Source organism: Rhodococcus koreensis, from assembly GCF_900105905.1.
Taxonomy (GTDB): domain Bacteria; phylum Actinomycetota; class Actinomycetes; order Mycobacteriales; family Mycobacteriaceae; genus Rhodococcus_F; species Rhodococcus_F koreensis.
In genome coordinates this window covers 691,917-712,172 of sequence record NZ_FNSV01000005.1, presented here as the reverse complement: position 1 = coordinate 712,172, position 20,256 = coordinate 691,917, and the positions used below count along the sequence as shown (strand labels likewise).

At 67.5% G+C, this 20,256-nt stretch carries 19 protein-coding genes and 2 pseudogenes; 9 read left to right on the top strand and 12 right to left on the bottom strand.

Annotated features, from left to right (window positions below; translation table 11 throughout):
- Positions 1 to 33 precede the first annotated feature (33 nt).
- The 6 genes from BLV94_RS07835 to BLV94_RS07810 all read right to left on the bottom strand — a co-directional run bounded on the left by BLV94_RS07835 (position 34) and on the right by BLV94_RS07810 (position 5,843).
- Positions 34 to 744, bottom strand: coding sequence for a hemerythrin domain-containing protein (locus BLV94_RS07835; RefSeq protein ID WP_072949929.1), 711 nt, complete (start codon positions 742 to 744; stop codon positions 34 to 36).
- Positions 741 to 1,031: an SRPBCC family protein gene (locus BLV94_RS07830; RefSeq protein ID WP_244163552.1), complete on the bottom strand. Its 291-nt coding sequence runs from the start codon at positions 1,029 to 1,031 to the stop codon at positions 741 to 743. Before BLV94_RS07830 ends, BLV94_RS07835 begins: the two co-directional genes overlap by 4 nt.
- 161 nt (positions 1,032 to 1,192) lie before the next feature.
- Complete coding sequence (locus BLV94_RS07825; protein WP_072949927.1) at positions 1,193 to 1,993, bottom strand: DUF5602 domain-containing protein; 801 nt, start codon at positions 1,991 to 1,993, stop codon at positions 1,193 to 1,195.
- A 1,258-nt stretch (positions 1,994 to 3,251) separates the two neighbouring features.
- Positions 3,252 to 4,652 (bottom strand): sensor domain-containing diguanylate cyclase, encoded by a 1,401-nt coding sequence (locus BLV94_RS07820; RefSeq protein WP_072949925.1) that lies wholly within the window; start codon positions 4,650 to 4,652, stop codon positions 3,252 to 3,254.
- 313 nt (positions 4,653 to 4,965) lie between these two features.
- Complete coding sequence (locus tag BLV94_RS52055) at positions 4,966 to 5,289, bottom strand: hypothetical protein (protein WP_371851613.1); 324 nt, start codon at positions 5,287 to 5,289, stop codon at positions 4,966 to 4,968.
- A 314-nt stretch (positions 5,290 to 5,603) separates the two neighbouring features.
- Positions 5,604 to 5,843 carry a hypothetical protein gene (locus BLV94_RS07810; protein WP_072949923.1) on the bottom strand — a complete coding sequence of 80 codons (240 nt, stop codon included), beginning with the start codon at positions 5,841 to 5,843 and terminating at the stop codon, positions 5,604 to 5,606.
- 209 nt (positions 5,844 to 6,052) lie between these two features.
- Here BLV94_RS07810 and istA point away from each other — a divergent pair, with 209 nt between their 5' ends.
- Together istA and BLV94_RS07795 are read left to right on the top strand one after the other, a co-directional pair.
- On the top strand, positions 6,053 to 7,789 hold the full coding sequence (istA, locus tag BLV94_RS07805) for an IS21 family transposase (protein ID WP_083395515.1): 1,737 nt from the start codon (positions 6,053 to 6,055) through the stop codon (positions 7,787 to 7,789).
- Positions 7,786 to 8,433, top strand: a pseudogene (locus tag BLV94_RS07795) (ATP-binding protein); the annotation flags it as partial. The gene istA and the pseudogene BLV94_RS07795, both read left to right, overlap by 4 nt.
- 50 nt (positions 8,434 to 8,483) lie before the next feature.
- Here the strand turns inward: BLV94_RS07795 and BLV94_RS07790 are convergent.
- From BLV94_RS07790 to BLV94_RS07780, 3 genes are all read right to left on the bottom strand, one after another.
- Positions 8,484 to 9,707, bottom strand: coding sequence for a site-specific integrase (locus tag BLV94_RS07790; RefSeq protein WP_072949918.1), 1,224 nt, complete (start codon positions 9,705 to 9,707; stop codon positions 8,484 to 8,486).
- Between the two features lie 387 nt (positions 9,708 to 10,094).
- A complete protein-coding gene (locus BLV94_RS07785; RefSeq protein WP_005265299.1) occupies positions 10,095 to 10,409 on the bottom strand; it encodes a helix-turn-helix domain-containing protein in 315 nt (104 codons plus the stop codon).
- On the bottom strand, positions 10,399 to 11,460 hold the full coding sequence (locus BLV94_RS07780; RefSeq protein ID WP_074933673.1) for a tyrosine-type recombinase/integrase: 1,062 nt from the start codon (positions 11,458 to 11,460) through the stop codon (positions 10,399 to 10,401). The genes BLV94_RS07785 and BLV94_RS07780 overlap by 11 nt, the downstream gene beginning before the upstream one ends.
- A gap of 140 nt (positions 11,461 to 11,600) precedes the next feature.
- On the opposite strand from BLV94_RS07780, the pseudogene BLV94_RS07775 reads away from it, so the two are divergent.
- A pseudogene (locus tag BLV94_RS07775) lies at positions 11,601 to 11,771 on the top strand (ATP-binding protein); the annotation flags it as partial.
- An 82-nt stretch (positions 11,772 to 11,853) separates the two neighbouring features.
- Here BLV94_RS07775 and BLV94_RS07770 read toward each other — a convergent pair.
- From BLV94_RS07770 to BLV94_RS49440, 3 genes are all read right to left on the bottom strand, one after another.
- Positions 11,854 to 12,180, bottom strand: a complete 327-nt coding sequence (locus BLV94_RS07770; protein WP_244163551.1) for a hypothetical protein — start codon at positions 12,178 to 12,180, stop codon at positions 11,854 to 11,856.
- A 430-nt stretch (positions 12,181 to 12,610) separates the two neighbouring features.
- Positions 12,611 to 13,549 (bottom strand): phospholipase D family protein, encoded by a 939-nt coding sequence (locus tag BLV94_RS07765; protein ID WP_072950158.1) that lies wholly within the window; start codon positions 13,547 to 13,549, stop codon positions 12,611 to 12,613.
- 54 nt (positions 13,550 to 13,603) lie between these two features.
- Entirely contained in the window at positions 13,604 to 13,750 is a 147-nt protein-coding gene (locus BLV94_RS49440) for a hypothetical protein (RefSeq protein ID WP_167372144.1), read from the bottom strand.
- Between the two features lie 65 nt (positions 13,751 to 13,815).
- Here BLV94_RS49440 and BLV94_RS07760 point away from each other — a divergent pair, with 65 nt between their 5' ends.
- The 6 genes from BLV94_RS07760 (at position 13,816) to BLV94_RS07740 (ending at position 20,138) form a co-directional block, all read left to right on the top strand.
- Positions 13,816 to 14,043, top strand: a complete 228-nt coding sequence (locus tag BLV94_RS07760) for a hypothetical protein (protein ID WP_072950212.1) — start codon at positions 13,816 to 13,818, stop codon at positions 14,041 to 14,043.
- 127 nt (positions 14,044 to 14,170) lie between these two features.
- Entirely contained in the window at positions 14,171 to 14,383 is a 213-nt protein-coding gene (locus BLV94_RS49435; RefSeq protein ID WP_167372113.1) for a hypothetical protein, read from the top strand.
- A 191-nt stretch (positions 14,384 to 14,574) separates the two neighbouring features.
- Positions 14,575 to 14,919 carry a hypothetical protein gene (locus BLV94_RS07755; RefSeq protein WP_072950160.1) on the top strand — a complete coding sequence of 115 codons (345 nt, stop codon included), beginning with the start codon at positions 14,575 to 14,577 and terminating at the stop codon, positions 14,917 to 14,919.
- Entirely contained in the window at positions 14,916 to 16,931 is a 2,016-nt protein-coding gene (locus BLV94_RS07750) for a hypothetical protein (protein WP_072950162.1), read from the top strand. Before BLV94_RS07755 ends, BLV94_RS07750 begins: the two co-directional genes overlap by 4 nt.
- Complete coding sequence (locus BLV94_RS07745) at positions 16,931 to 17,728, top strand: hypothetical protein (RefSeq protein WP_072950165.1); 798 nt, start codon at positions 16,931 to 16,933, stop codon at positions 17,726 to 17,728. The genes BLV94_RS07750 and BLV94_RS07745 overlap by 1 nt, the downstream gene beginning before the upstream one ends.
- Before the next feature lie 409 nt (positions 17,729 to 18,137).
- Positions 18,138 to 20,138 carry a cutinase family protein gene (locus BLV94_RS07740; RefSeq protein WP_072950167.1) on the top strand — a complete coding sequence of 667 codons (2,001 nt, stop codon included), beginning with the start codon at positions 18,138 to 18,140 and terminating at the stop codon, positions 20,136 to 20,138.
- The last annotated feature ends 118 nt before the right edge of the window (positions 20,139 to 20,256 follow it).

Sequence of the window (20,256 nt, the reverse complement as noted above, 5' to 3'; positions counted from 1 at the left end):
ATGTCCTCCCGAACTCTGTGACAACCGCGTCGGTCAGGCCGGACGGCGTTCATGGCGGCGCGAGCGGCGGGGTGTCACCTCGACCTTGCCGCCCCAGCGGGTGGCACTTGCCCGCCGATACCGTCCGGCGAGCGCGTGCAGCAGGAGGAATCGCGGCACCGCGGGCAGCGCACCGGTGACCACCCGATACCGGTCATCGTCCAGGCCGTCGAGGACCCAGGGCGCCTCCCGCGCCAACTCCAGCTTGGGTCTGTCCTTCATGATGTCGTGTCCCCAGTCCTCCCATTGCCCGACGGTGATGGTGCGGGCCACGACCGGCATCGTCTCGTCCTCCTCGCGGCGCAGGTGCGGCAGCAGGGGCGCCTCCAGCCCGTCGAGCGCCGTGATCACGGCGTCCCGGGCGTGGGCGGAGCCGTCGGTGCGGTAGGCCTCGGCGGCGGCGCGGAGGCGGTCGATCCCGGGGGAGATGCTGGCGTGGTCGGCGTCCATCCGGTCGAGCAACGGCGCGGCGTCCGGATTGAGGCGCCGGATCAACGGCCACAACGTGTCGTCCTCGGTGCGGTGATGGAGGCGCAGAAACTCCATCATCCACATCAGGTGATCGGCGAGCGCGACGCGCTGGGAGTTGGCAGGCGGGATCGACGCGGTGAGCGCGGTGCGGGTCCGGTCCAGGTCGCGGCGCAACGCGTCGTGCAGAATCCCCGTCATCCGGGTGTCGACGGGTGCGGTTCGGTCGGTGCTCATCGTGTTTCCTCCGCCTCGAGCAGTGCCTTCGCGTGCTCGAGATTGCTCCGGACGTCGCGGGCATACAGTTTCGCCACGACGGTGTCGGCGAGGGAGCCGAACACCCCACCGAGGGACCCGGACTCCTGGTGCCAGGTGACACGGGTGCCCCCGCCGACGGGGGCGAACCGGGTTTCGTTCTCGTAGGGGATCGGGCTGTCGGTGCCGCGGCGGCGCAGACACTTGCCCTGCTCGACACCCGTCAGTTCCTCGGTGACCTCGAGTCGCCGGCCGGCGACCTTGACCACCCCGTGCACGCTCGAGCCCACCGAACCCCGAGAGCAGCTCGTACGAGAGAACATTGGTCGCGAAAAGCGTCACGTTGCCCGGGTTCATGAGGCGACCTCCTGAGTGGGTGGGTTCGTGCGTTGGTATGCAGACGCACGGCGGGTCGGGCCGAGCATGTGTTTCACGATTTTTGGCGCAGGATCATCTCCGCGAGGGAGATGTCGTATTCGCCTGTCGCGTAGTCGAATCGGACGCTGTAGACGGTGGGGTAGTAGGCGGTGTGCTGGTAGGCCTGTGGCTGCTTGGCGGACTCACGAATCGCCGGTTTCGTCAGCAGCCAGGCGCGGGTCATCATCGGCTCCATGAAGGTGTAGTTCCCGTCCCAGGACCCGTTGATGAACGTCTGGGTGAAGTCGTAGACCCCGGGGATCATGCCGGCGGTCGCGTCCATCCAGTGCACACCCATGAACGGCACCGCTAACTCGGAGGCCAGCGGCCCGGGCGGGGTGATGTAATCGCGGGGAATGTACTTGGCGTCGGGCAGGTGTGCGGCCCGGGCCGCGTAATCCGATGCGGCAGGATCGATCCCCATGGTCGAGGACATGTCGGTCATGTAGAAGTGCATGTCGAAATGCGGTTTCCCGAACAGGATCTCCGGTTCGTGTCCGTGCGGATTCCAATTCAGCATGACGTGGTCGAACACCGTCGCCGACGCCTGCTCCGGTAGGTCGAGCATGAACTTTTCACCGGTGTCGGGCAGTCCGTCCAGTGCGGTCGCCGACATCCGGATACCGACCCCGGTCGGCTCACCCCTCGCGTCCACGGTCGTGTACGTCCGCACCGCCCCCTCACCGACGCTCTCGGAGGCACCGAAAGACGTGCGGCTGCCCTCCGGTCCGGCGGCGGCCGCGCTGCACCCGGCCACGGTCACACAGACCGCGAGTATCAGTCCCACGGCGCAGCGCAAACGGTGATCTCGCATGATGTGGCCCCCTTTTTCCGAGGTTGGTGTCGGGTGCGACCCGCCGAGGCGCGCATGGCCCTTGCCGTATCGGCGTGAGCGATTCGGGACGTGACTGCGATTGAAGCCCGTCGCGTCCGTGTCGGCACGACTGGTGATTACCGCCAGTGTCAGCCCGGGACCGGGCCGGAAACCATCCCACACTCGGGGGATATCGGGACCACGGTCTGCAGTCGCATACTCACTACACGACCGGACGGAAGCAGGTGTCAGACCACCTGCAGGACCACGCTGAATACATGGTCCTCGAGGTCAAGTACGAGTCAAATCGACGACCCGTCCGCCCGCGAGGAAGGAGACAGCGATGGTCTAGATCAACGTTGTGCTCGTCATCCGGATCCAGAAAGGAGGTGAGTTCCATGGCTGAACCTGTCGGGCAGAGGAATTGGCGTTTTTGCACCAAGTGCTTTGCATTGTGGTACAACGGGTTACCGACCAACGGTCGGTGTCCAGCTGGCGGTGCGCATGTGGCATCAGCAAACAGCGGGGGTGCGGGACCGGCAAGCTGGGATTACATTGTGGTCGCCAATCCAGTGCTTTTCCCTGGATCGTAACGCCCGGGCGGGACTTGCGGTCCACCGTGAGGTCTGCCCTGTCGGGCAGACCTCGCTCGGTTCAGTTGCCTGGACGATTTCGATCTGCAGTGACAGTGACGGTGCGGCGTAACGCGCCGCCCGAGCAGATTTCGGGAATTTCACCCCCGACTTAGAGCGTCCTGGAGGGCGTGGTCGATCCGGTGTCGCGAATTCGTGTTCGAGAAACGAATGAATGATGGACGCAGCCGTTTCGATAGGATCAACCGATCAATCTCAGAAACCCCGATTGCCGACGGCCGAGTCGGGCATGAATCACGACGATGTCGGGTATGACTCAACGATGATCTGGTGGGCGGTGATCGTGTCACTGATCTCGCCACGCGGTCGCAGAACTCGGGGTTCGGTGCTTCAAGGGATGCTGGCGTGGACTACGCGGGTTGCCGTTGCTCTCCGCGGTCTGCATTGCCCTCGCCGGCGGCGTGGGTGCCGCGCTGAGGATTCCGACACGTTCGTGAGAATCACCCGCCGCCATGAGGTTGAGAACCCGCAGGCCGGATGCGCGAAGACGTGACACCGAGCCGTGGAACCTACCCGGTTGTAGGTTTTCGTTCCCCGGGTCTGCGGTTCGACCGGGTTTGTCACCGGATATCAGTGGCCTACACGATTGGGTGCGGTTGGTCGGGTCAGGGGGCGAGGCCGTAGCCGCTTCCGGCGGCTTTGGCGTGGTACATGGCCGCGTCCGCGCGACGGATCAACGTCTCCCGGGTTTCCTGCGGTCCGGCGAGTGCGACACCGACGCTGGCGGTGAACCGAAGGTCGCGCCCGTCCGAATCGGCCCCGACTTGTAGTTCGGTGATCCGGGTGGCGATGGCGATGGCCTCCTCGACCGAGGTGGTCTGGGGGCACACGACGAGGAATTCGTCGCCCCCGATCCGGGCCACGGTGTCGGTGGGGCGCACCACCGACTGGAGCTGTTCGGCCAACAGGATGAGGGCGTTATCCCCGACGGCGTGGCCGAGCCGGTCGTTGAGGCTCTTGAACTCGTCGACGTCGATCAGCAACGCCGCGACCCGGTGTTCGCTCCCGCGTGCCGCGTCCAGGGCGGCGTCGATCTGCTGATGCACCAGGGCACGGTTCGGTAGCCCGGTCAGCGGGTCGTGCAGGCTCTGATACCGCAGCGCCTCCTCGGCCTCGATGCGCCGGATCGCCGCGGTCAGCACCGCGGTCACCGAGCGCAGGAACATCACCTCCCGGTCGGAGTATTCGCGGGGGCGGGCACTGTGCGCGGTCAATACACCCCACACCGGCTCGGCGCCGATGGGAACGCAGACTCCGCTCCGTAACCCCCGGGCGTTCATGGCTTCGGTGGAGAACCGGTGCTCCCCGTACCGGTCCGGGCAGATGATGGTCTCGTCGACGGCGGCCGCGTAGCCGGGTTGGGAATCGGCACCGGGGGTGAAGGTTTCCGGGGCGGGTGGCTGACCGCGGTAGGCGAGTACCCGCAATGCGCCGCCCGGCTCCTCGGCCCGGGCCACCGAGGCGCAGTTGACCCCCATCAGCGCGGCGGCGGCGTCCGCCGCGGCCGCGAGCACGCGGTCGAGGTCGCCGTCGACGGCGAGTTGACTCAATTCGGCGAGGGCGTGTTGTTCGCGGGCCCGGTACGCGGCCGCCTCCAACGCTGCGTGCAGACGCTGTTCGTGCTCCTGAGCGGTCCGCAGGTCCTGGGCGATGCAGGCGATCACCGTCGGGCGGTCCTGCGGACTGCGCTCGACCACGAAGGCCGACAGGGTCACCGGGATCGGTTCACCGGTCAGGAAATTCCGAAACTCCGACCGCCCCTCCCACTGGCCCTGTTCGAGCAGGGTTGATTCCATTTCGGGGGCCTGGACGAACCCGACATCGGTGAAGAACTCCGGCGCCCAGCGAGCGGCGACGGCCGCCTCGTCGGTCAATCCCATCAGGTGCATTCCGGCGGGGTTGAGATGGAGCACGCGACCGGTGTCGTAGTCGGCGAGTGCGACCAGGTTTTGGGCGTGCTCGATCACCGCCAGCAACATGCGAGCGTCCGCTGTTTCCGGTTTCATCCTTGCCGTCCTTCCCCCCGGCGACGATGACGGGCGCCGCCATTGCGTCCACCCGCTCGGGTCGAGTCTTCACAGTGCTTGTGATGATTCGAGTGAACACCGACAGGTTCGATCAGTCGATGTCGATGCGTCCAAATCCCCGGGTCGTCCGTCTGAGGGTCGACTCCCCACGCGTGGGAGCGTCCTACGGAAGGAACCTCTCCCGCGTGTGCAGTCGTCTCCAGTTTTGATCATCACCAGCCATCCCCCTTGACGGGTTGCCTAGCCTGAAGGGCCACACTCTCATACCCAGTCATGCTGTCGCTGGTGCTGATCACTCGGTTAAGTTGAGCGATCCGCACCCGGGCAGCGGGGTGCTGTCCTGCAGAATCTGATCGCAGTCACGGCAGGCGCCGGCGCCGCGGCCAGCATGCCATCGAACGTGGTTGTCGGTGACGGTGGAGCTGCTCGGCGGGCGCAGTGAACAGCTGTGGCCATGGCCCGGCCGTGTCTTCGCGGTCGGGCCGTCGCACACCTGCACGAAGTCGGCGCGGACACCGGCGACGCACAGCGTGAACCGCAGCAGCAGCAGCCCGGACACGAACGCGGTCGCCGCGCCCAGTTCGAGGGTGAGATCTATCTCGGCCACGATCGGCATGTGCACGGCGATCCCTCCGGTGGTTGCTGGCGCGAGGCCCGGCCAACGATGGCGGCGCATGCTTCATCGTCGCATCACTCGGCCCCACGGTGTTTGTGAAGTTCCTGAGAGCCCCTCCCCGCGAGGATGATTCGAGTGCGAGACCTACAGCCCGGTAATTGAGATCAGGGGGCCGACCCCACCGGAAGGTGTGCTGCCGCCGAGGAGCGCAGGGTGCGCTCCGGGTCCACCGAGGCACGACGGATGCTGGACGTGGGGTGATACTGCGCCACCACCGGAACCTCCACGCCAGCGGACGGGGCACGCGGGCAGTGTCAGAGGGCGGCGGTGATCAGGCCGGCAATGCCGGCGACCGCGACGAGCGAGAGAAGGGCCAGCGCCAAGGATCCGAGGACGGTGCACACGAGGGTGGTCAGCACCGCCAGGCCGATGGTCACGGCGATACCCGCTTCCCAGGACTCGAGGAGCGCCGCGCCGTTCGGCGCGGGGTCGTCGCGATCGGTATCGAGGGTGGTCTGTGTGGCGGACAGATGCGGGCAGGGGACGGCGGTCACGGGTGGTGCGGATCCTTCCACAAGTCGAGGGCGAGAGGTGTAGGTGTCGCCTGCCATGGGCATGGGACCGGTATGACCTGATTTCTGCCACCCTCATGGGACCACTTGGATTGCCAGTTATGGGACCACCCGGCGCGTCGCGCCGGAGTCCCGTCGGATGACTCGTTTGATCGTCGTGTCGGTATTCCCGGTCACGAAGGCGGACGGGCATGGCTTTTCGGGAGGTCAATGTGAACGAAGTCAAGGAAGTGCTCCGGGTCTGGCTCGGGGTGTCCGGGTCCCGGCCGCCGGGGTTACGTGCCATCGCGGCGCACTGCGGGGTGGACCGCAAGACGGCGCGGCGGTACGTCGAGGCCGCGCAGGCGGCGGGGCTGCAGCGCACCGACGGTGTCGAGGCCCTCGACGATGGGCTGATCGGTGCGGTGATCGAGGCGGTGCGCCCGGCCCGCCCGAGCGGGCACGGGTCCGCCTGGGACCGGCTGCTGGGGTTCGAGGACCAGATCACCGCGTGGGTGGCCGGCGACGGACCGCATCCGCCGCTGACGATCACCAAGATCGAAACGCTGCTGGCCCGTCAGGGCTGTGTGGTGCCGTATCGGACGTTGCACCGATTCGCCACCGAGCGGTGCGGTTTCGGCCGCAGGGACACCACCGTTCGGGTCGTCGACGGCGATCCTGGCAGTGAATGCCAGATCGACTTCGGCTACCTGGGCTATCTGACCGACCCGGAGACCGGGCGGCGCCGCAAGGTGCACGCGTTGATCTTCACCGCCGTGTATTCGCGGCACATGTTCGTGTGGCTGACGTACTCGCAGACCCTGGCGGCGGTGATCGCCGGCTGCGAGGCGGCGTGGACCTTCTTCGGCGGTGTCTTCAAGGTCCTGATCCCGGACAATCTGAAGGCGGTGGTGACCGAGGCGGACGCGGTCAATCCGCGGCTGTCGCAGGGCTGGCTGGACTACGCCCAGCACACCGGGTTCGTGACGGACCCGGCCCGGATCCGGTCCCCGAAGGACAAACCTAGGGTCGAGCGCGCAGTTCAGTATGTGCGCGGGAACTACTGGGCTGGTGAGGAATTCGCGGATCTCGCCGAGGCGCAACAGCGGGCCGAAGCGTGGTGCCGTGACACCGCGGGGATGCGGACCCACGGCACCACCGCCGCCCGCCCGCTCGAGGTGTTCGACGCGGACGAGGCACCGATGCTGCTGCCCGTCCCACCGGTCTACGACGTGCCGATCTTCAAACAGGTCAAGGTGCACCGCGACTTTCACGCCGAGGTGGCCAAGGCGTTGTATTCGATCCCGGGACCGTGGATCGGCAGTGTGCTCGAGGTGCGGGCGGACAGTGCGCTGGTGAAGTTCTACGCCCGCGGAACCCTGGTGAAGGTGCACCCGCGCCAGCCCGCCGGCGGGCGCAGCACCGACCCGGAGGACCTGCCCACCGAGAAGGTCGGATACGCGATGCGGGACCTGGACCGACTGATCGGCACCTGCGCCGGGCACGGCCGCGCCGTCGGGATCTACGCAGAACGACTGCTCGACGATCCGCTGCCCTGGATCCGGATGCGGGCGGTCTACCGGCTGCTCGGACTGGTCCGCCGCTACGGGCCCGGCCCGGTCGACACGGCATGTTCGACGGCGCTGGATCTGGATGTGGTGTCGGTGAGCAAGATCGCCTCGATGCTCGAACGCGCCACCGAGACCACCGCACCGCTACTGCCGGCCGCCGGATCGGCGGCCCCGTCCCGATTCACCCGCGACCCCGCCGAATTCGCCACCGACCGGACCACACCTGCCACCACCGGGACCGGCGTCGCCACTACCGGGACCGGCGCTGCCACCGAAAGGACCACCCCTGCCACTGCCGGGACCGGGGTTGCCACCGAGAGGACCGGGCATCTGACGGTGATCGCCGGCGGCAACGCCGACACGAAGGAGCCACGATGACCACCCCACCCGCACCCATTTCCGGCCCGGTCGATCCGATCGGCGCCGACCTGATCACCCTTCTCAAGGCCCTCAAGCTCGGCGCCCTCAAGGACACCCTGCCCGAGCGACTCGCCCTGGCCCGCCAGCACCAGCTCAGCCACGTCGCCTTCCTGGAACTGCTCCTCGCCGACGAGGTATCACGGCGGGAATCACGCTCGGCCACTTTGCGATCGGCGAAAGCCGGTCTGGATCAGTCGATGCGGATCGACACCTGGAACGCCCTCGACGACCTCCGCTACGACCGATCCCTGCTCTCGGATCTGGTGTCGCTGCGGTTCGCCGAGGCCGGCCACTCGGTTCTGGTTCTGGGACCGGTCGGGGTCGGAAAAACGCACCTGGCGACCGCCCTCGGGCACGTCGCGATCCGGCGGCGGATGACGGTGCTCTGCGCGCGGGCGGACAAGCTGTTCGCTCGTCTGCGCGCCGCCCGGCTCGACAACTCGGTCGAGGCGGAGATGCGGCGCATCGCCACCGTCGATCTCCTGGTCCTCGACGATTTTGCGCTTCGCCCCCTGGACGCCACCGAGACCAACGACTTCTACGAGTTGGTCGTGGAGCGCCATCGCCGGAAGCCGACGATCGTCTCCTCGAATAGGTCCCCTGATAAAGCGCACAGGTTCGTGCGAACGTGTGCACGGTGACGCCTGAATTCTCACAGGTCCGCGAGCAGGGTGGGATCGACGCGGTCGGCGAAGTAGGCCAGGACGCCCTCTGGGCTCATGCCGTAGGTGGTGGCAATCAGATTGGGATCGTGGCTGTTGGCCAAGGCCAGCAGTCGGGAGGCGCGCAGCGTGGAGATCGTGGTGTCGGCGGGGCCGAGGAGGTGGCTGAGGTAGGGCCGGGACGCCGGTGTCCGCCCGGATCGGGTTCGGCTGGTGACGATGACGTGGGGATTGTGGGTGCCGGATCTGCGGTGCTCGAGGCATCGGGTCAGTGCGGCCCAGGTCGCCGGGTCCAGCGGGATCGGATGTGGGCGGCGGCCGAGCCGAACCGTGTGGTGCTGGGGATCGATGTCGGCGAGCTGCAGGTGACGCAGTTCGTGCTGTGAGGCACCGTGGATCAACGCCATCAGGCCGACGAGGGCCTCGTTCGGCGCCCCCTCGGTGGATGTGGACCAGCGCGTGAACAGTTCGCGCTGTCGCGAGCGCGGCAGGGTCCGTCCATGGAATCCGCGGGGCGTGCGCACGCGCAGCTCGGCGGTGGGATCGATCAGGATGAGCTTGCTGCGGCGGGCGAAGCGGAAGAAGTGGCGAAGTCCGCCCAGGGGGCCGCCGGCCGGCGAGACCTCGGCGAGGTAGTCCTCGATCACGGCCTTGTCGACCTGCGCCCAGTCCTCGATCCCGCGTCCGACGAGATGACATGACAGGTCCCGGATCTGGGCCAATCGCTTGTCGATGGTGGTGTCGGCGCGGGGCCGGGTCCCGGCGCGGCGGGCGCGGTCTCGTTCGTCGAGCATTGCGCGTTCGAATGCGGCGACGGCGGGCCGCAACGGTTCGGGCACGGCCTGCACGCGTCGCGCCCGGCGGTCGGCCGCGAGCCGCTGCGACTGGTCGGTGGGCAGGGCAAGGCCTCGGGCGGTGAAGAAGTCCTCGAGCATCTTCGCGAGCGACCCGATCGAGCGGCCGGGGATGCGGGCCCGGTCGAGTAAGGTCTGCGGCATTGCCCGTGGCTCGGTGCGCAGCAGTGCCCCGAGCTGACTCACCAGACGTGTCGCCTGCCCCGGGCAGTACCGATCTGCAACGTGGATGGTGAAGTCCCACAGCCAATTCGGTGGATCATCGAGTTCGGCGAGGAGGTGTTCGGCGCGGGTGTAGGGGCGTTGGGGGCGGCGTTGCAGGCAGCGGTTGCACAGCCTCGCCCCGCCGCCGCGGATCACGCGCCCGCATTCGGTGCATGCGGCGGCCGGCTTCGGCGCCGGCCCGGGTTGTGAGCACGGTCCGCACCAACCGGTGTGTTCGCGTAAGTAGCCGTCGCGGCCGCAACGCGGACAGCGTCGGCGGGCGGTGGCGAGGTCGTGACGGCGTCGGCACCGCAGGCACCGGGTCTCGCCCTTGCCGCGGACGGCGGCACCGCAGTCGTGGCAGGTGCGCGAGCACCACCGGCATCGCCCGGTGTCCGGACTCAAGACCCGCTCGATCCCGCAACGGGGACACGGCGACTTCGCCGCAGCGGCGACCGCGTTGCGCCAGCACCGGCAGCACAAATCGCGCCCGAGTCGGCCCCGCGGCCGACCGCAGCGGGTGGCAGTCCCCGACCTTCTTCGTCACACCGGCGGCATCGACCGGCCGCCGACTCGCCGCGCCGCGGGCTCCGACGCTGTCGGCGCCGAGGGCTCGGCGGGGACCCGATCGGGCGTGGTGTCGAGGTCGAACAGGTCGTTCGGGGTGCAGTCGAGCGCAGTGCACAACGCCAGCAGCGTGCTGAGCTTGATCTGCGAGGGTTCCTTGGTGAACAACGCCGACACCGACGCCGACGACAGCTCGAGTCCGCCGCGTTCGGCGAGCAGACGGCGCAGCTGGGTGCCGGTCCATACTTCCCGTTGGGCCGCGGCCATCCGCAGTTTCCATCTAATGTGCATCATCATCTCCCTGCAGGAACGCGACGGTGTCGGACACCGCGCTGCGGTAGGCGTCCTCGATGAACGTCTCCGACGGACGGACGTACCGCATCGTCGATCCCACCGTCCAGTGCCCTAACATCTGTTGTATCGCAACGAGATCGACTCCTCGTTCGTAGTTGTGGGTGGCGCATGCCCGGCGCAGCGCGTGCGGGCTGAACCGGTCCGCCGGCGAGCAGTGCTCGAGATCCTGCAGATACCGCAGACGGTTGCGGATCGTGCCCCGGGCCATCGCACCACCACTCTGATCGCAGAACAACACCGCCGATTCCGGCAACTTCGGTCGTACATCCTCGAGATACCACCGCACCACCAGATCGAGGTGGTCGAGCATCGGAACCCACCGCGGCCGGGGCCCGGAGGTGCGGGCACCCTTGCCGAACCGCACATGCAACTTCCCGAACGGGCCCTGCCCGAGGTAGACGTCCGCGATCTCGAGTTTGGACGCCTCATCGGAGCGCAACCCGGCGTGATACAAGGTCCGGAACAGCGCATAATCCCGGGCCGCTGGCGCGTACTTGCGAGCCGAGCCGATCCGTTCCTTGAGGAAGTCGAAGAAGACGGCCACCCGACTCACGCTCGGAGGTGGAAGCAGCCTCGGTGAATCGTCACCGACATGACGGCTCGCATTGAACTCGTCGATCGGGTTCGTCAACCGCACCCCGAACAACGCCTCGATCTCCCCGGCGCGGCGGGTGATCAGGAACCGGTGAAAACTGCTCAGCGCCTGCACATATCTGCGTCGAGTCGACGCCAGCAAGCCGTCCGCGGCCATCGCTCCGACCACCCGATCGACATCGTCGGCGGTGGCCTCCCACACCGGTTTGCCCAACGCTGCCAGCATCCGCTCGAGCTCACCTGTCTCGTTCTCGATGGTCACCGCACTGAAGCCTCGGACCACCCGCGAGGTCACGAACGCCTCGACGCATTCGAGTTGAAAGGTCAGCGGATCGGTCGACGCGTGGGCGACCTCGACCGTCCTGCCCTGCACCACACGAAATGTGTGACTCATGCCACATAGGTTAAGGCCACCTTGCTCGTCAAGGTGGTACCGACACGAATGGAATCCCACCTCGAAAACAGTGGACTCCCCAAACCGGGCTGAATGACCAGCTCGCAGGCGATTTCCGAGAGAACGAACGTATGCCACTTCCAATCGAGTGGCTGTCGATGACCACAGACGCCCTGCTCGCGCAGTCGGCGATCGACCGGCTCACCTCCGCGGCGCACACCCTCGTCATCGAGGGCCCGTCCTACCGGCAACGCACCCGACCCGGGCGTGGTGCCATTGACAGTTCAGAAGGCGAGGTCGATGCTCGATGACACCTTCGGGTGGTCCCATGCTCGTGGCAACGAGGTGGTCCCATCACCCTGGCAAGCGACAGTGTAGGGGCTGGTGCGCAGGTCACAGGTACTCCAGCACCGGAAAAAGAGCGATCGCGGACACCGTGATCCCCGCGACACCGGCGACGACGCCGAGCAACGCCCGCAGGGAGGCCGGCTCATCGCCGGCTGCGCCGGACCGGGATGTAGCGAGAGCGCCACACGCCATGGCGCTCACGCCCAGGACGAACCCGAGTCCGACCACCCAGAACGACGCGATGGACAACGCCCCCAGGGCGATCGACACGGAGGGCAGCCGCGATCCCCCGCGCGGCGCTCGTCGGCGGGCGCGCGCAGAGGAACTCTTGTCGCTGGTGACGCCTGATGGGCGCGGGGTAGCGGCGGTCATGATCCTCTCCAGTGCCTCGGGTGGCCCGGTCATCGGTGTGGCGAAGCCGGATGTGCCCAATCGTTCGAAGGGCAATCAACCTTCCAGCCACTGCCCCGACCCGGGGCGGTAGCACTTGCGCTGCAGCTGGCCGGCGACTGTGTTTGGGCCCAGCGGTTCTCGCGGGTCCGTGTCCTCGGTTACACGGAATTTAGCACTCTCGATGGTGGAGTGCTAATGGTTGGTCTGGCCGGCATGCTGTGAGTCGGGGATATCATCGCGCGGCCAAGGTTCACGAAGGGCCCGTTGATCCTCAAGCCGGAAGACTGGCAGCACCGCATTGGCACCTTTCGACTCGCGCGCAACAATGTCGCGGTATCTAACGCCGTCTAGCGTTTCGGCCGTCGGGTTCGTCGGTTCTGTGCAGCGGACTCCCACGCTGACGCAGGGGTCAGAGGTCCCACAGTCCCAGCAGCGCGGTCCGGAGGCTGGGGGAGCGGACGTAGTGGTCGGTCCGCAACCGTGAGCCGGGGTGCCCGAGGTCGGTGAGCACCTTCTCTGCCTCGGCAAGGGGAAGCGGTGACAGGTCGGTGCGGATACGCAGGAAATACAGCACCGCGCCGCCCGATCGCGGGATCTTCATGGGGTCGGACACCACGACGGCCGGTGGGTAAATCCACCCGTCGTCGACGGAGACGATCACGTCTCCGCGCCGGACAGCGCTGGTTCTGTCGAGGCGGAGCGATTCGAGCTGGTACTTCACCGCCGGCCCCGCCGTGGTCCGTTGCCGCGACCGGTGCTCGTCGAGCATATGCTGTTCGGTGAGACTGGGTTCGTAGTCGACGGCGTGTTTGACGAACATCCGGGTCACCGGCGTCGGCAGGAAGTCTGTCTCGGTGCGGACGCGGCCGGTGACCCCGGGCAGGGGGACGGCGCGGCCGATCTCCCACTCCCGGGTGGCGTCGTCGATGAATACCTGATCGACTTCGGTGATCTCGTCGAGGCCGTCGATGAATGTCCGTACGGAGGCGATGATGTCGGGGTCGTCGGTGATGACCACAGCGTCGTCGGCGAGGGCGGAGTTCTCGGAGGCGTTCGCCGACCCGATCACCGCGCGCCGACTGGTAACGATCACCTTGGCGTGCAGGGTCGGCGACGACAGCACCCGCACCCCTTTGTTCACGTAGTAGGCGAGGGCGGCGGGGGAGGTGGCGTGCGCCCGGATCGCGGCTTTGGAGGCGTTGACGACCAGGACGTCTCCGGCGCGTAGCGGGAGCAGCTCGGGTGCGTCCTGGCCGAGGTAGCCGATCGCGGCGTACCGGGCACCTCGGGTGCGGATGGCGCGGGTGATGTGCGGCCACGGGCTCGGCCCGTGGAAGGTGGTCCCCATACCGACAGACGGTAACCGGCCAACCTCCCCGGGTGGTGCAGGTCCCGGGCAACGCTAAAAGAAGCTGAAGGGGATGCCGTCGGTCTGTCGCTCGGGGCGCAGGTCGACGGTGGCGCGTGGGGCGGGCTGACCGCGGGGGCCGAGTGCAGCGATCCGGTCGAATCTCGGTTGCGGAAGATGCATCGGCATCGGCATCGGCATCGGCATCGACCGTCGGCCCGACGCTCGTATGCTGTGGGCACCACGAGACCAGTGGGAGAAGGATGATGAGTTACGAAGCGATCTACGACGGGGTCCGTTATCCGCTCGCCGATGCGGCCGCCGCCCACGGCCTCGAGTACGCTATCAGGGGCCTCTTCGCAGACAACGGCACCGGCGGATTCGTCGGTATTGTCAGCCAGAACTCGACGGTGCGCTTGCTGATTACGCCGGCGACTCCGGTCGCGATTCGGGGCAGCGACGAGCCGAACCCGAGCGTCGTCTACCGCTGGTAACCGCGCCCGCAGCGGATGCCCCTCGTGCCGCGACGGTGTGTCTGTCTTCGCCGAGGACGGGATGTCAGCGAGACTTTCGGCAACGCTCCACCGCCAGCAAAGGAGGGTAGGGTGCCCAGCCTCATCTTTGGGCGGCGCCACCTACCGCATCAGCCACATCCGATTCGAGGCCACCCACGAGCTGCTCGCACGGTTCGCCGAGGGACACACCACGGGGGTGGCGATGTCCCTCACCCACGACGGCGACCGGCACCACCTGTTCATCACGCCCAAGGGTGCCGATCACGCTGGTGGAATGACGAATCCGAGATTGTCGAGTCGTGACGGCTTCCTGCGCTGACGTACCCGAGCTGTGTATCCGGCTATGTCACCGCCAGCGGCGTCAATGCCTGCGCCCGTAGCGCCCCGTCACATCCCGGGCGCAAATCTGCATGCAAACATGCCCGCGAAGATACCTGTAATAAGGCCCGCAATGGGTAGGGTGATTTCCGCGCAAGCACACGGCGGCACGCGGAATACGAGTGGGTGGGTATGGCGAAGGTGGGAAATTCCGAAGGCGGCGCCCGCCGCCGCCCGACCGGAGCCCGAGGTGGCGCCGCGGGGTCGGGGAAACGCGCTCCCGGTGCGGGAGACTCCGGTGGTGCGGGAGGGCCGAGTCCGGAATTGACGGCGAGGTTGGAACCGCGGAAGGGACCGGCGAAGGTTCCGCTCAATACCCGGGTCCTGGCCTCGACGGAGGCCCGGTTGACCTGGCTGGTGAACGATCGCCAATCCACGGTGACCAACGTCGTGGATGTGGCCCTGCAGGAGTTCTTCGACCGCTACAGCGTCCCTCCGGCAGATCATGACGGCCGGATCGTCGAGCAGGACTCATGAGCGGGCCGTGGGAACAGATACCTCTGTTCGCACTGCCCGAGGCGACGCTGACGATATCTCCCGCTTCCACCGATGACGTTGTCCCCGATGATGATGATGACGCCGTCTCCGTCGAAGCTGGTGTCCCCATCGCAGCCGATCAGGCGGACTCTGAGGCAGCCGTGGCCGCACACCCCGAATCGTCCGAGCAGTGGGATGTCGCCGACGCCCCGACCCCGCCGTCCTCCGAGGTGGACAGCGAAGAGATGGATAGCGCTGCGGTGGACGGCGGCGACGAGCCCACCGAAATCGCACCGGCGGAAACAGCTACGTCAGAAGCCGCCACGGCGGAACCAACCACGGCCGCTGATGCCCTGGATCTCCCAGCATCGGAGATCGAGCCGACGGCAACACCCCGTACACCGGTGTGGGAGGCGCTTCCGGCCGGAGACGAGGCCGATGGTCACGCGTTGATCGTGACCGCCGCGGGCACGTACACACCCTCCGGGCGGGAGCTGACCGGTCCGGTCGACTCCGTCGAGAAGCTGGACAAACTGATCCGCTGGGCCGCCCTGACCCCGTTGGGAGCCCCCGCACAGATCTGGGTCGTCGGACAGGCGGCATGCGAGCTGCTCGGGTGGATCATCGACCCGGGCAGCGAAGACGACGTCGACGACATGGAAGCCCTGCGCACCCGCGCCGCCCAAGAATTGACCGCCGTCCTCCAGGCCGCCCTCACCCCGCTGCTGAACGCAGGGTGGGAACTGCGCGGCGACCCCGGGCACGTGGTGCACCTGTCCCGCTCGATCGGGAACTTCACCTCGATGGTCGATGTGGTGATCGAGCCGTATGTGTGGACCTACTGGAACAAGGACTTCGGTTGGCACAACCGGGTCGGCGACATGGGGATCCTCGGCTCCCCCACCGCCGGAACGTATCTCCCCGACGACGACCTGCCGGCAGCCCGGGAACTCGGACGCCGGTTGGCGTGGTGCGCCCAGCACCTCGGGGTGCTCCCGGGCCCCACACCGGCGCGCACCGGGGCCGCCCTCGTCGACAAGATCAAGCGTGAACGCACCCGCAGCGGCAAAGGCATCGTCGTCACCGCACCTGGCTCGGTTCCACCCCTCGACGGCCCGCCGCGGGGAGACCTCGAACCCGCTGTCGGCTGGACCCGCGTCCCCGACGCGCAGGATTTGGACGGGACGGGCCGGTTGGTGTCCATCGACCAACGCGCCGCCTACCTTGCCTCCGCGGGCATGCTCGAATTCGGGTATGGGCAGCCCCAGCACCTGATTGGTGACAATGCCGCTGTTGCGGCGGTGGGGGAGAAGGGGGCCCCGTTCGGGTTGTGGCGGATCACCCTCCCGCCCGGGCAGGCACTGTCGCTGCCCGAGAAGCTCCCGCTGCCGCACCCCCACATGCTGGCTGATCAACCGGTGCAGACCTGGGTCACCACGGTCAGCCTGGACGGGCTGTGCTCGCCGGTCGCGGATGGGGGGATCGGCGCCGAACTCGACGACCTCGACATCACCGAGGCCTGGGTCTACCTACAGCAGGGCCGCACCCTCGACAAGTGGGCGAAAATCCTGCGCGAGGCCCGCAAGGCCGCGGTGGACACCGACGACGAAGCGACGAAACGGTTCCTCGGAACGTGTTACAAGGGGTACATCGGGCGAATGGTCAACCCGGACATGTGGACCGCGACCCGGATGCAACATCACCACCAACCGCTCTGGCGGGCGGCGATCATCGCGCACTGCCGGTGGCGCGGCCGACGGGTGGCGATGCGGATCGCCCGCGAGCACGGCCGTTGGCCGGTCCGCACCGTCACCGACTCCTGGGTGTACCTCCTGGCCGGCGGGGAGGAAATCGCCGACCCGAGTGAGGCGCTGGGGAAGATGTCGGTCGAGAAGGACGTGGTCCTCACCGACACCCTGTTGTCCGCCTTCACTTCGGCGCAGGACGTGCACGAGGTGAACCTCGCGATCAAGGCGGCATTCGCCGAAGACGAAGGGGAGGGGGCACTCTGATGGCACTGCATCTTCCCAAGCCCCGCACCACGAAACCGGCGCAGGAGGCGGTCGGCCTCGACGGCCTCAAAGTCTCGGTCGCCAACGCCGCGACCAGCGGTGTCGAGAAGTCGAAGCAGGTCAAGAGCGGGGGACTGGCCGGACTAACCAGCAAGGTCTCGGTCACACAACTACGCAAGGAACTCGGCAACGAGGGACTGCGTCAGGCCGCGATCGATGCCGGCCGCACACCGCCGTCCGACCGCACGCTGCGCCGTTGGGCGCAACAGGGCCGCATCCCGCACCCGGATGTCCTCGAGCGAGCCCAACGCCGAGCGGCGATCGAACGACTCGGCGGCGTCGATGCCGTGGCCGCTAAGATCGGCCGTTCCCGCTCCGCCGTCTCCCGGTATCGGTCCGGGGACACGAACGAGTTGCGTGCCGACGCCAGCAAGAAACTCAAGAACGTCAAAGCCGAGGACATCATGAAACGCGCCGGCGTGCTGCGCCCGGACGGAACCCCGAAGAAAGCGGTCATCCGCGTCAAGGGCGGTGTCATGGTCCGCAACGGCGCCGACGAGGGCTACGACTACCGGGTCCGCACCCTGGATTTCGCGAACTCCGACACACAGTTCACCAGCGAGGAATCCCGCGAACTGGCCGCCGCACTGGCCAACGACGACCACGCCCGGGTCGTGGCCTTGCTGGAGCGGCACGCCACCCTCGACTACCCGGAGAACAAGGGCTTCGACAAGTACAGCGACCAGTTCGGATTCCACTTCGACCACATCGATTCGGTCCACATCGACTGGATCTGATCACACGCGGAATCCGATGGCGCCCAGGATCTGGTGCCCCTGTCCTGGGGTGGTGACCCCGCTTGCGCGTTTCGTGCCCACAACCGTCGCTGTGTGCGCGGTCGTCGTCTTGGCTCTGATCTCAGGGGACGTGTGCTGTCCGGAGTTCAGCTCCGGACAGCACCGCTATCGCAGCTAGCACGTCTCGCACCGCTACGGGAGTGCGCGGTGGGGTCGGGGTAGCAGGCGACGTGCGAATGAGGGCGGGGAGGAGAAGTTATCCACATACCCCGTTGAATTCCGCTGCCGAATTCGGTCACCGTATGCACCTCACCCCACCGGTGCGTTGTTGTCGGAGGCTGCGCGTGGCATCCCGGAACCCACACCAGTGGGTGAGCTTGATAGCTCGCCGGCGACAGATGAGGTGCCCATGCCCGCAAGACGTTCGAGAGCCCGCAGCCTGGTCGCTCTCGCCGCGTGCGCGACCATCACCGGAGGCAGTGTCGCGGTGACCGCCCCCTCGATCGCCCATGCCGACCCCACCAGTTGTGCGGCGACGTTCAACCTGCTGATCCCCGGGACCTGGGAGACCTCCGAGGACGCCGACCCTACCCGGCCTGTCGGGATCCTCGCACCGGTCGCCGAGTCCATCACCGCCGCCCACGGTGACCGGGCCAAGGTCTACACCCTGCCGTACATGGCCCGAGCGTTCGACAACGGGCACACCTACGCCGACAGCAAACTCGACGCCCTCACCAAGGCCACGGCGGTGCTCACAGAGGTGGCGAGCACGTGCACGAACACGAAGTTCACGATCACCGGATACTCCCAGGGCGCCGACGCCGCAGGCGATCTCGCCTCCGGGATCGGCAACGACCACGGGCCCGTGCCCGCCGACCGGGTCCTGGCCGTCGGCCTGCTCGCCGACCCCGGCGCCGGCACCCAAGGCTCGGCGATCGTGGGCCCTCGCACCTCCGGTCAGGGCATCGCCGATCCACGCCCGCGGGGCATGGGCACACTCTCCGGCCGGGTCGCCTCGATCTGCGACCCCGGGGACCTGTACTGCTCGATCCGCAAGGGCGACAACCCACTACTGGGCTCGCTCGGGTCGATCCTGACCAAGACTCCCAGTGTGAACGGCGATACCAGCGCAAATGGTGGAACCAGGAACACCGGTGGCGATGCCCGGCTGGCCACCGCGCTGACCTCGGATTTCTCCGGTGCCGACCTGCCCGCGCTGGGACGCACCGTCGCCGCCCTCGGGCAGCAGCTTTCCGAGCCGAATGTCGATGTCGGCGGCGTGGCAGCGACGGCCTCGTCCATCGCTACCACGCTCGCCCCGATGGCTGATCTGATCGACTCCGGGACCGCACGTGCCGCCAGCGGGCAGCTCGCCGCCGCCCAGGTGGGTAGCCCCGAACACAGCGCCTCCGAGGTCCTCTCCCAGGCCGGGGCCTCCGACCTGTCCGCCGCACTGGACACCGTGACGACGATCGCCGACACCGCGAGGAAGCTGGCCGATTCGGGGACTACGACCGTCGCAGGGGCATCGGGGGACGCGGCGCAGCTGTCGGCCGCGGCCACCACCCTCGGCGGTCAGGTCGCCCCGCTGACGTCGGTTCCAGCCGATGCACTGTCGGCGGCGTCGACTGTGTTGTCGGTGCTGAAACCGGCCACGGTGGTGGGCCAGGTGCTCAATGTCGCGACCGGGGTGACCGCTCTCGACGTCCCGGGCATTCTCCGCAATCTCACGGTGTTGCCGCAGAGGGTCGCCGCCCTCGACGCCCACGGTGCGCACCAGGTGGCGGGGGAGCTGAACAACCAGTTCGCGCCGTTGGTGAAGATGGCCGCGGCCGTGGATCTGCGCTGGGTCTCCCAGCTCCTGTCGGTCATCCCGGACCCCACCGGATACACCCAGATCGCCGCACTCGTCGCGTCGATCCTCGGAGGCGTCGACGTCATCCGGCTGGCCACCCTCATCGGGCGGATCCAGGACATCGCCTGGACCGCGGTGGAGAAACTGCTCCCGCCCCCCGGACAAGTCCCCGACCCCATCGGGGCCGGGGCCGCGATGGCCGGCCTCGTCCCCGTCGGCCTCGACCTGGCCTCGGTGGCGGTGACCATGCTCGCCGGCACGGCATCCAAGACCCCACCGGAACTACTCGGCAAGCTGTCAAACGCGGCCACCAACATCAGCACCCAGACGCAGAACGTCGATCTGCCGGCGCTGACCGGCTCGCTGACGACCATGGCCCAGTCACAAGGGGCCGAGGACCTGACCGCCCTGGTCGGCGAAGGCCTGCAGGCCGCGAGCTTCTTCACCTCCGGCGCCCACACCAACTACCGCGCCCTGGTCGTCGACAACGCGGGGCGCGACGCGATCACCTGGCTGTCCGATTGGCTGAATATTCAGATCGGAAGTGCGATATGACTTTCCTCCGTCCCGCGTGTAGGTTCTCAATCTCGCCTGCACCTGTCTCAGCGCGAGCTGCACTTCGATTGCACTCGGCGCGCCGCGATTGAGACTCCGCAGGTCAGGATGCTTTGTT

Coding starts and splice junctions, on each gene's coding strand:
- BLV94_RS07835 (WP_072949929.1), bottom strand. CDS start 744: ATGAGCACCGACCGAACCGCACCCGTCGACACCCGGATGACGGGGATT.
- BLV94_RS07825 (WP_072949927.1), bottom strand. CDS start 1,993: ATGCGAGATCACCGTTTGCGCTGCGCCGTGGGACTGATACTCGCGGTC.
- BLV94_RS07820 (WP_072949925.1), bottom strand. CDS start 4,652: ATGAAACCGGAAACAGCGGACGCTCGCATGTTGCTGGCGGTGATCGAG.
- BLV94_RS52055 (WP_371851613.1), bottom strand. CDS start 5,289: ATGCCGATCGTGGCCGAGATAGATCTCACCCTCGAACTGGGCGCGGCG.
- istA (WP_083395515.1), top strand. CDS start 6,053: ATGGCTTTTCGGGAGGTCAATGTGAACGAAGTCAAGGAAGTGCTCCGG.
- BLV94_RS07785 (WP_005265299.1), bottom strand. CDS start 10,409: ATGCACATTAGATGGAAACTGCGGATGGCCGCGGCCCAACGGGAAGTA.
- BLV94_RS07780 (WP_074933673.1), bottom strand. CDS start 11,460: ATGAGTCACACATTTCGTGTGGTGCAGGGCAGGACGGTCGAGGTCGCC.
- BLV94_RS07770 (WP_244163551.1), bottom strand. CDS start 12,180: ATGACCGCCGCTACCCCGCGCCCATCAGGCGTCACCAGCGACAAGAGT.
- BLV94_RS07765 (WP_072950158.1), bottom strand. CDS start 13,549: ATGGGGACCACCTTCCACGGGCCGAGCCCGTGGCCGCACATCACCCGC.
- BLV94_RS49440 (WP_167372144.1), bottom strand. CDS start 13,750: ATGCCGATGCCGATGCCGATGCATCTTCCGCAACCGAGATTCGACCGG.
- BLV94_RS07760 (WP_072950212.1), top strand. CDS start 13,816: ATGAGTTACGAAGCGATCTACGACGGGGTCCGTTATCCGCTCGCCGAT.
- BLV94_RS07755 (WP_072950160.1), top strand. CDS start 14,575: ATGGCGAAGGTGGGAAATTCCGAAGGCGGCGCCCGCCGCCGCCCGACC.
- BLV94_RS07750 (WP_072950162.1), top strand. CDS start 14,916: ATGAGCGGGCCGTGGGAACAGATACCTCTGTTCGCACTGCCCGAGGCG.
- BLV94_RS07745 (WP_072950165.1), top strand. CDS start 16,931: ATGGCACTGCATCTTCCCAAGCCCCGCACCACGAAACCGGCGCAGGAG.
- BLV94_RS07740 (WP_072950167.1), top strand. CDS start 18,138: ATGCCCGCAAGACGTTCGAGAGCCCGCAGCCTGGTCGCTCTCGCCGCG.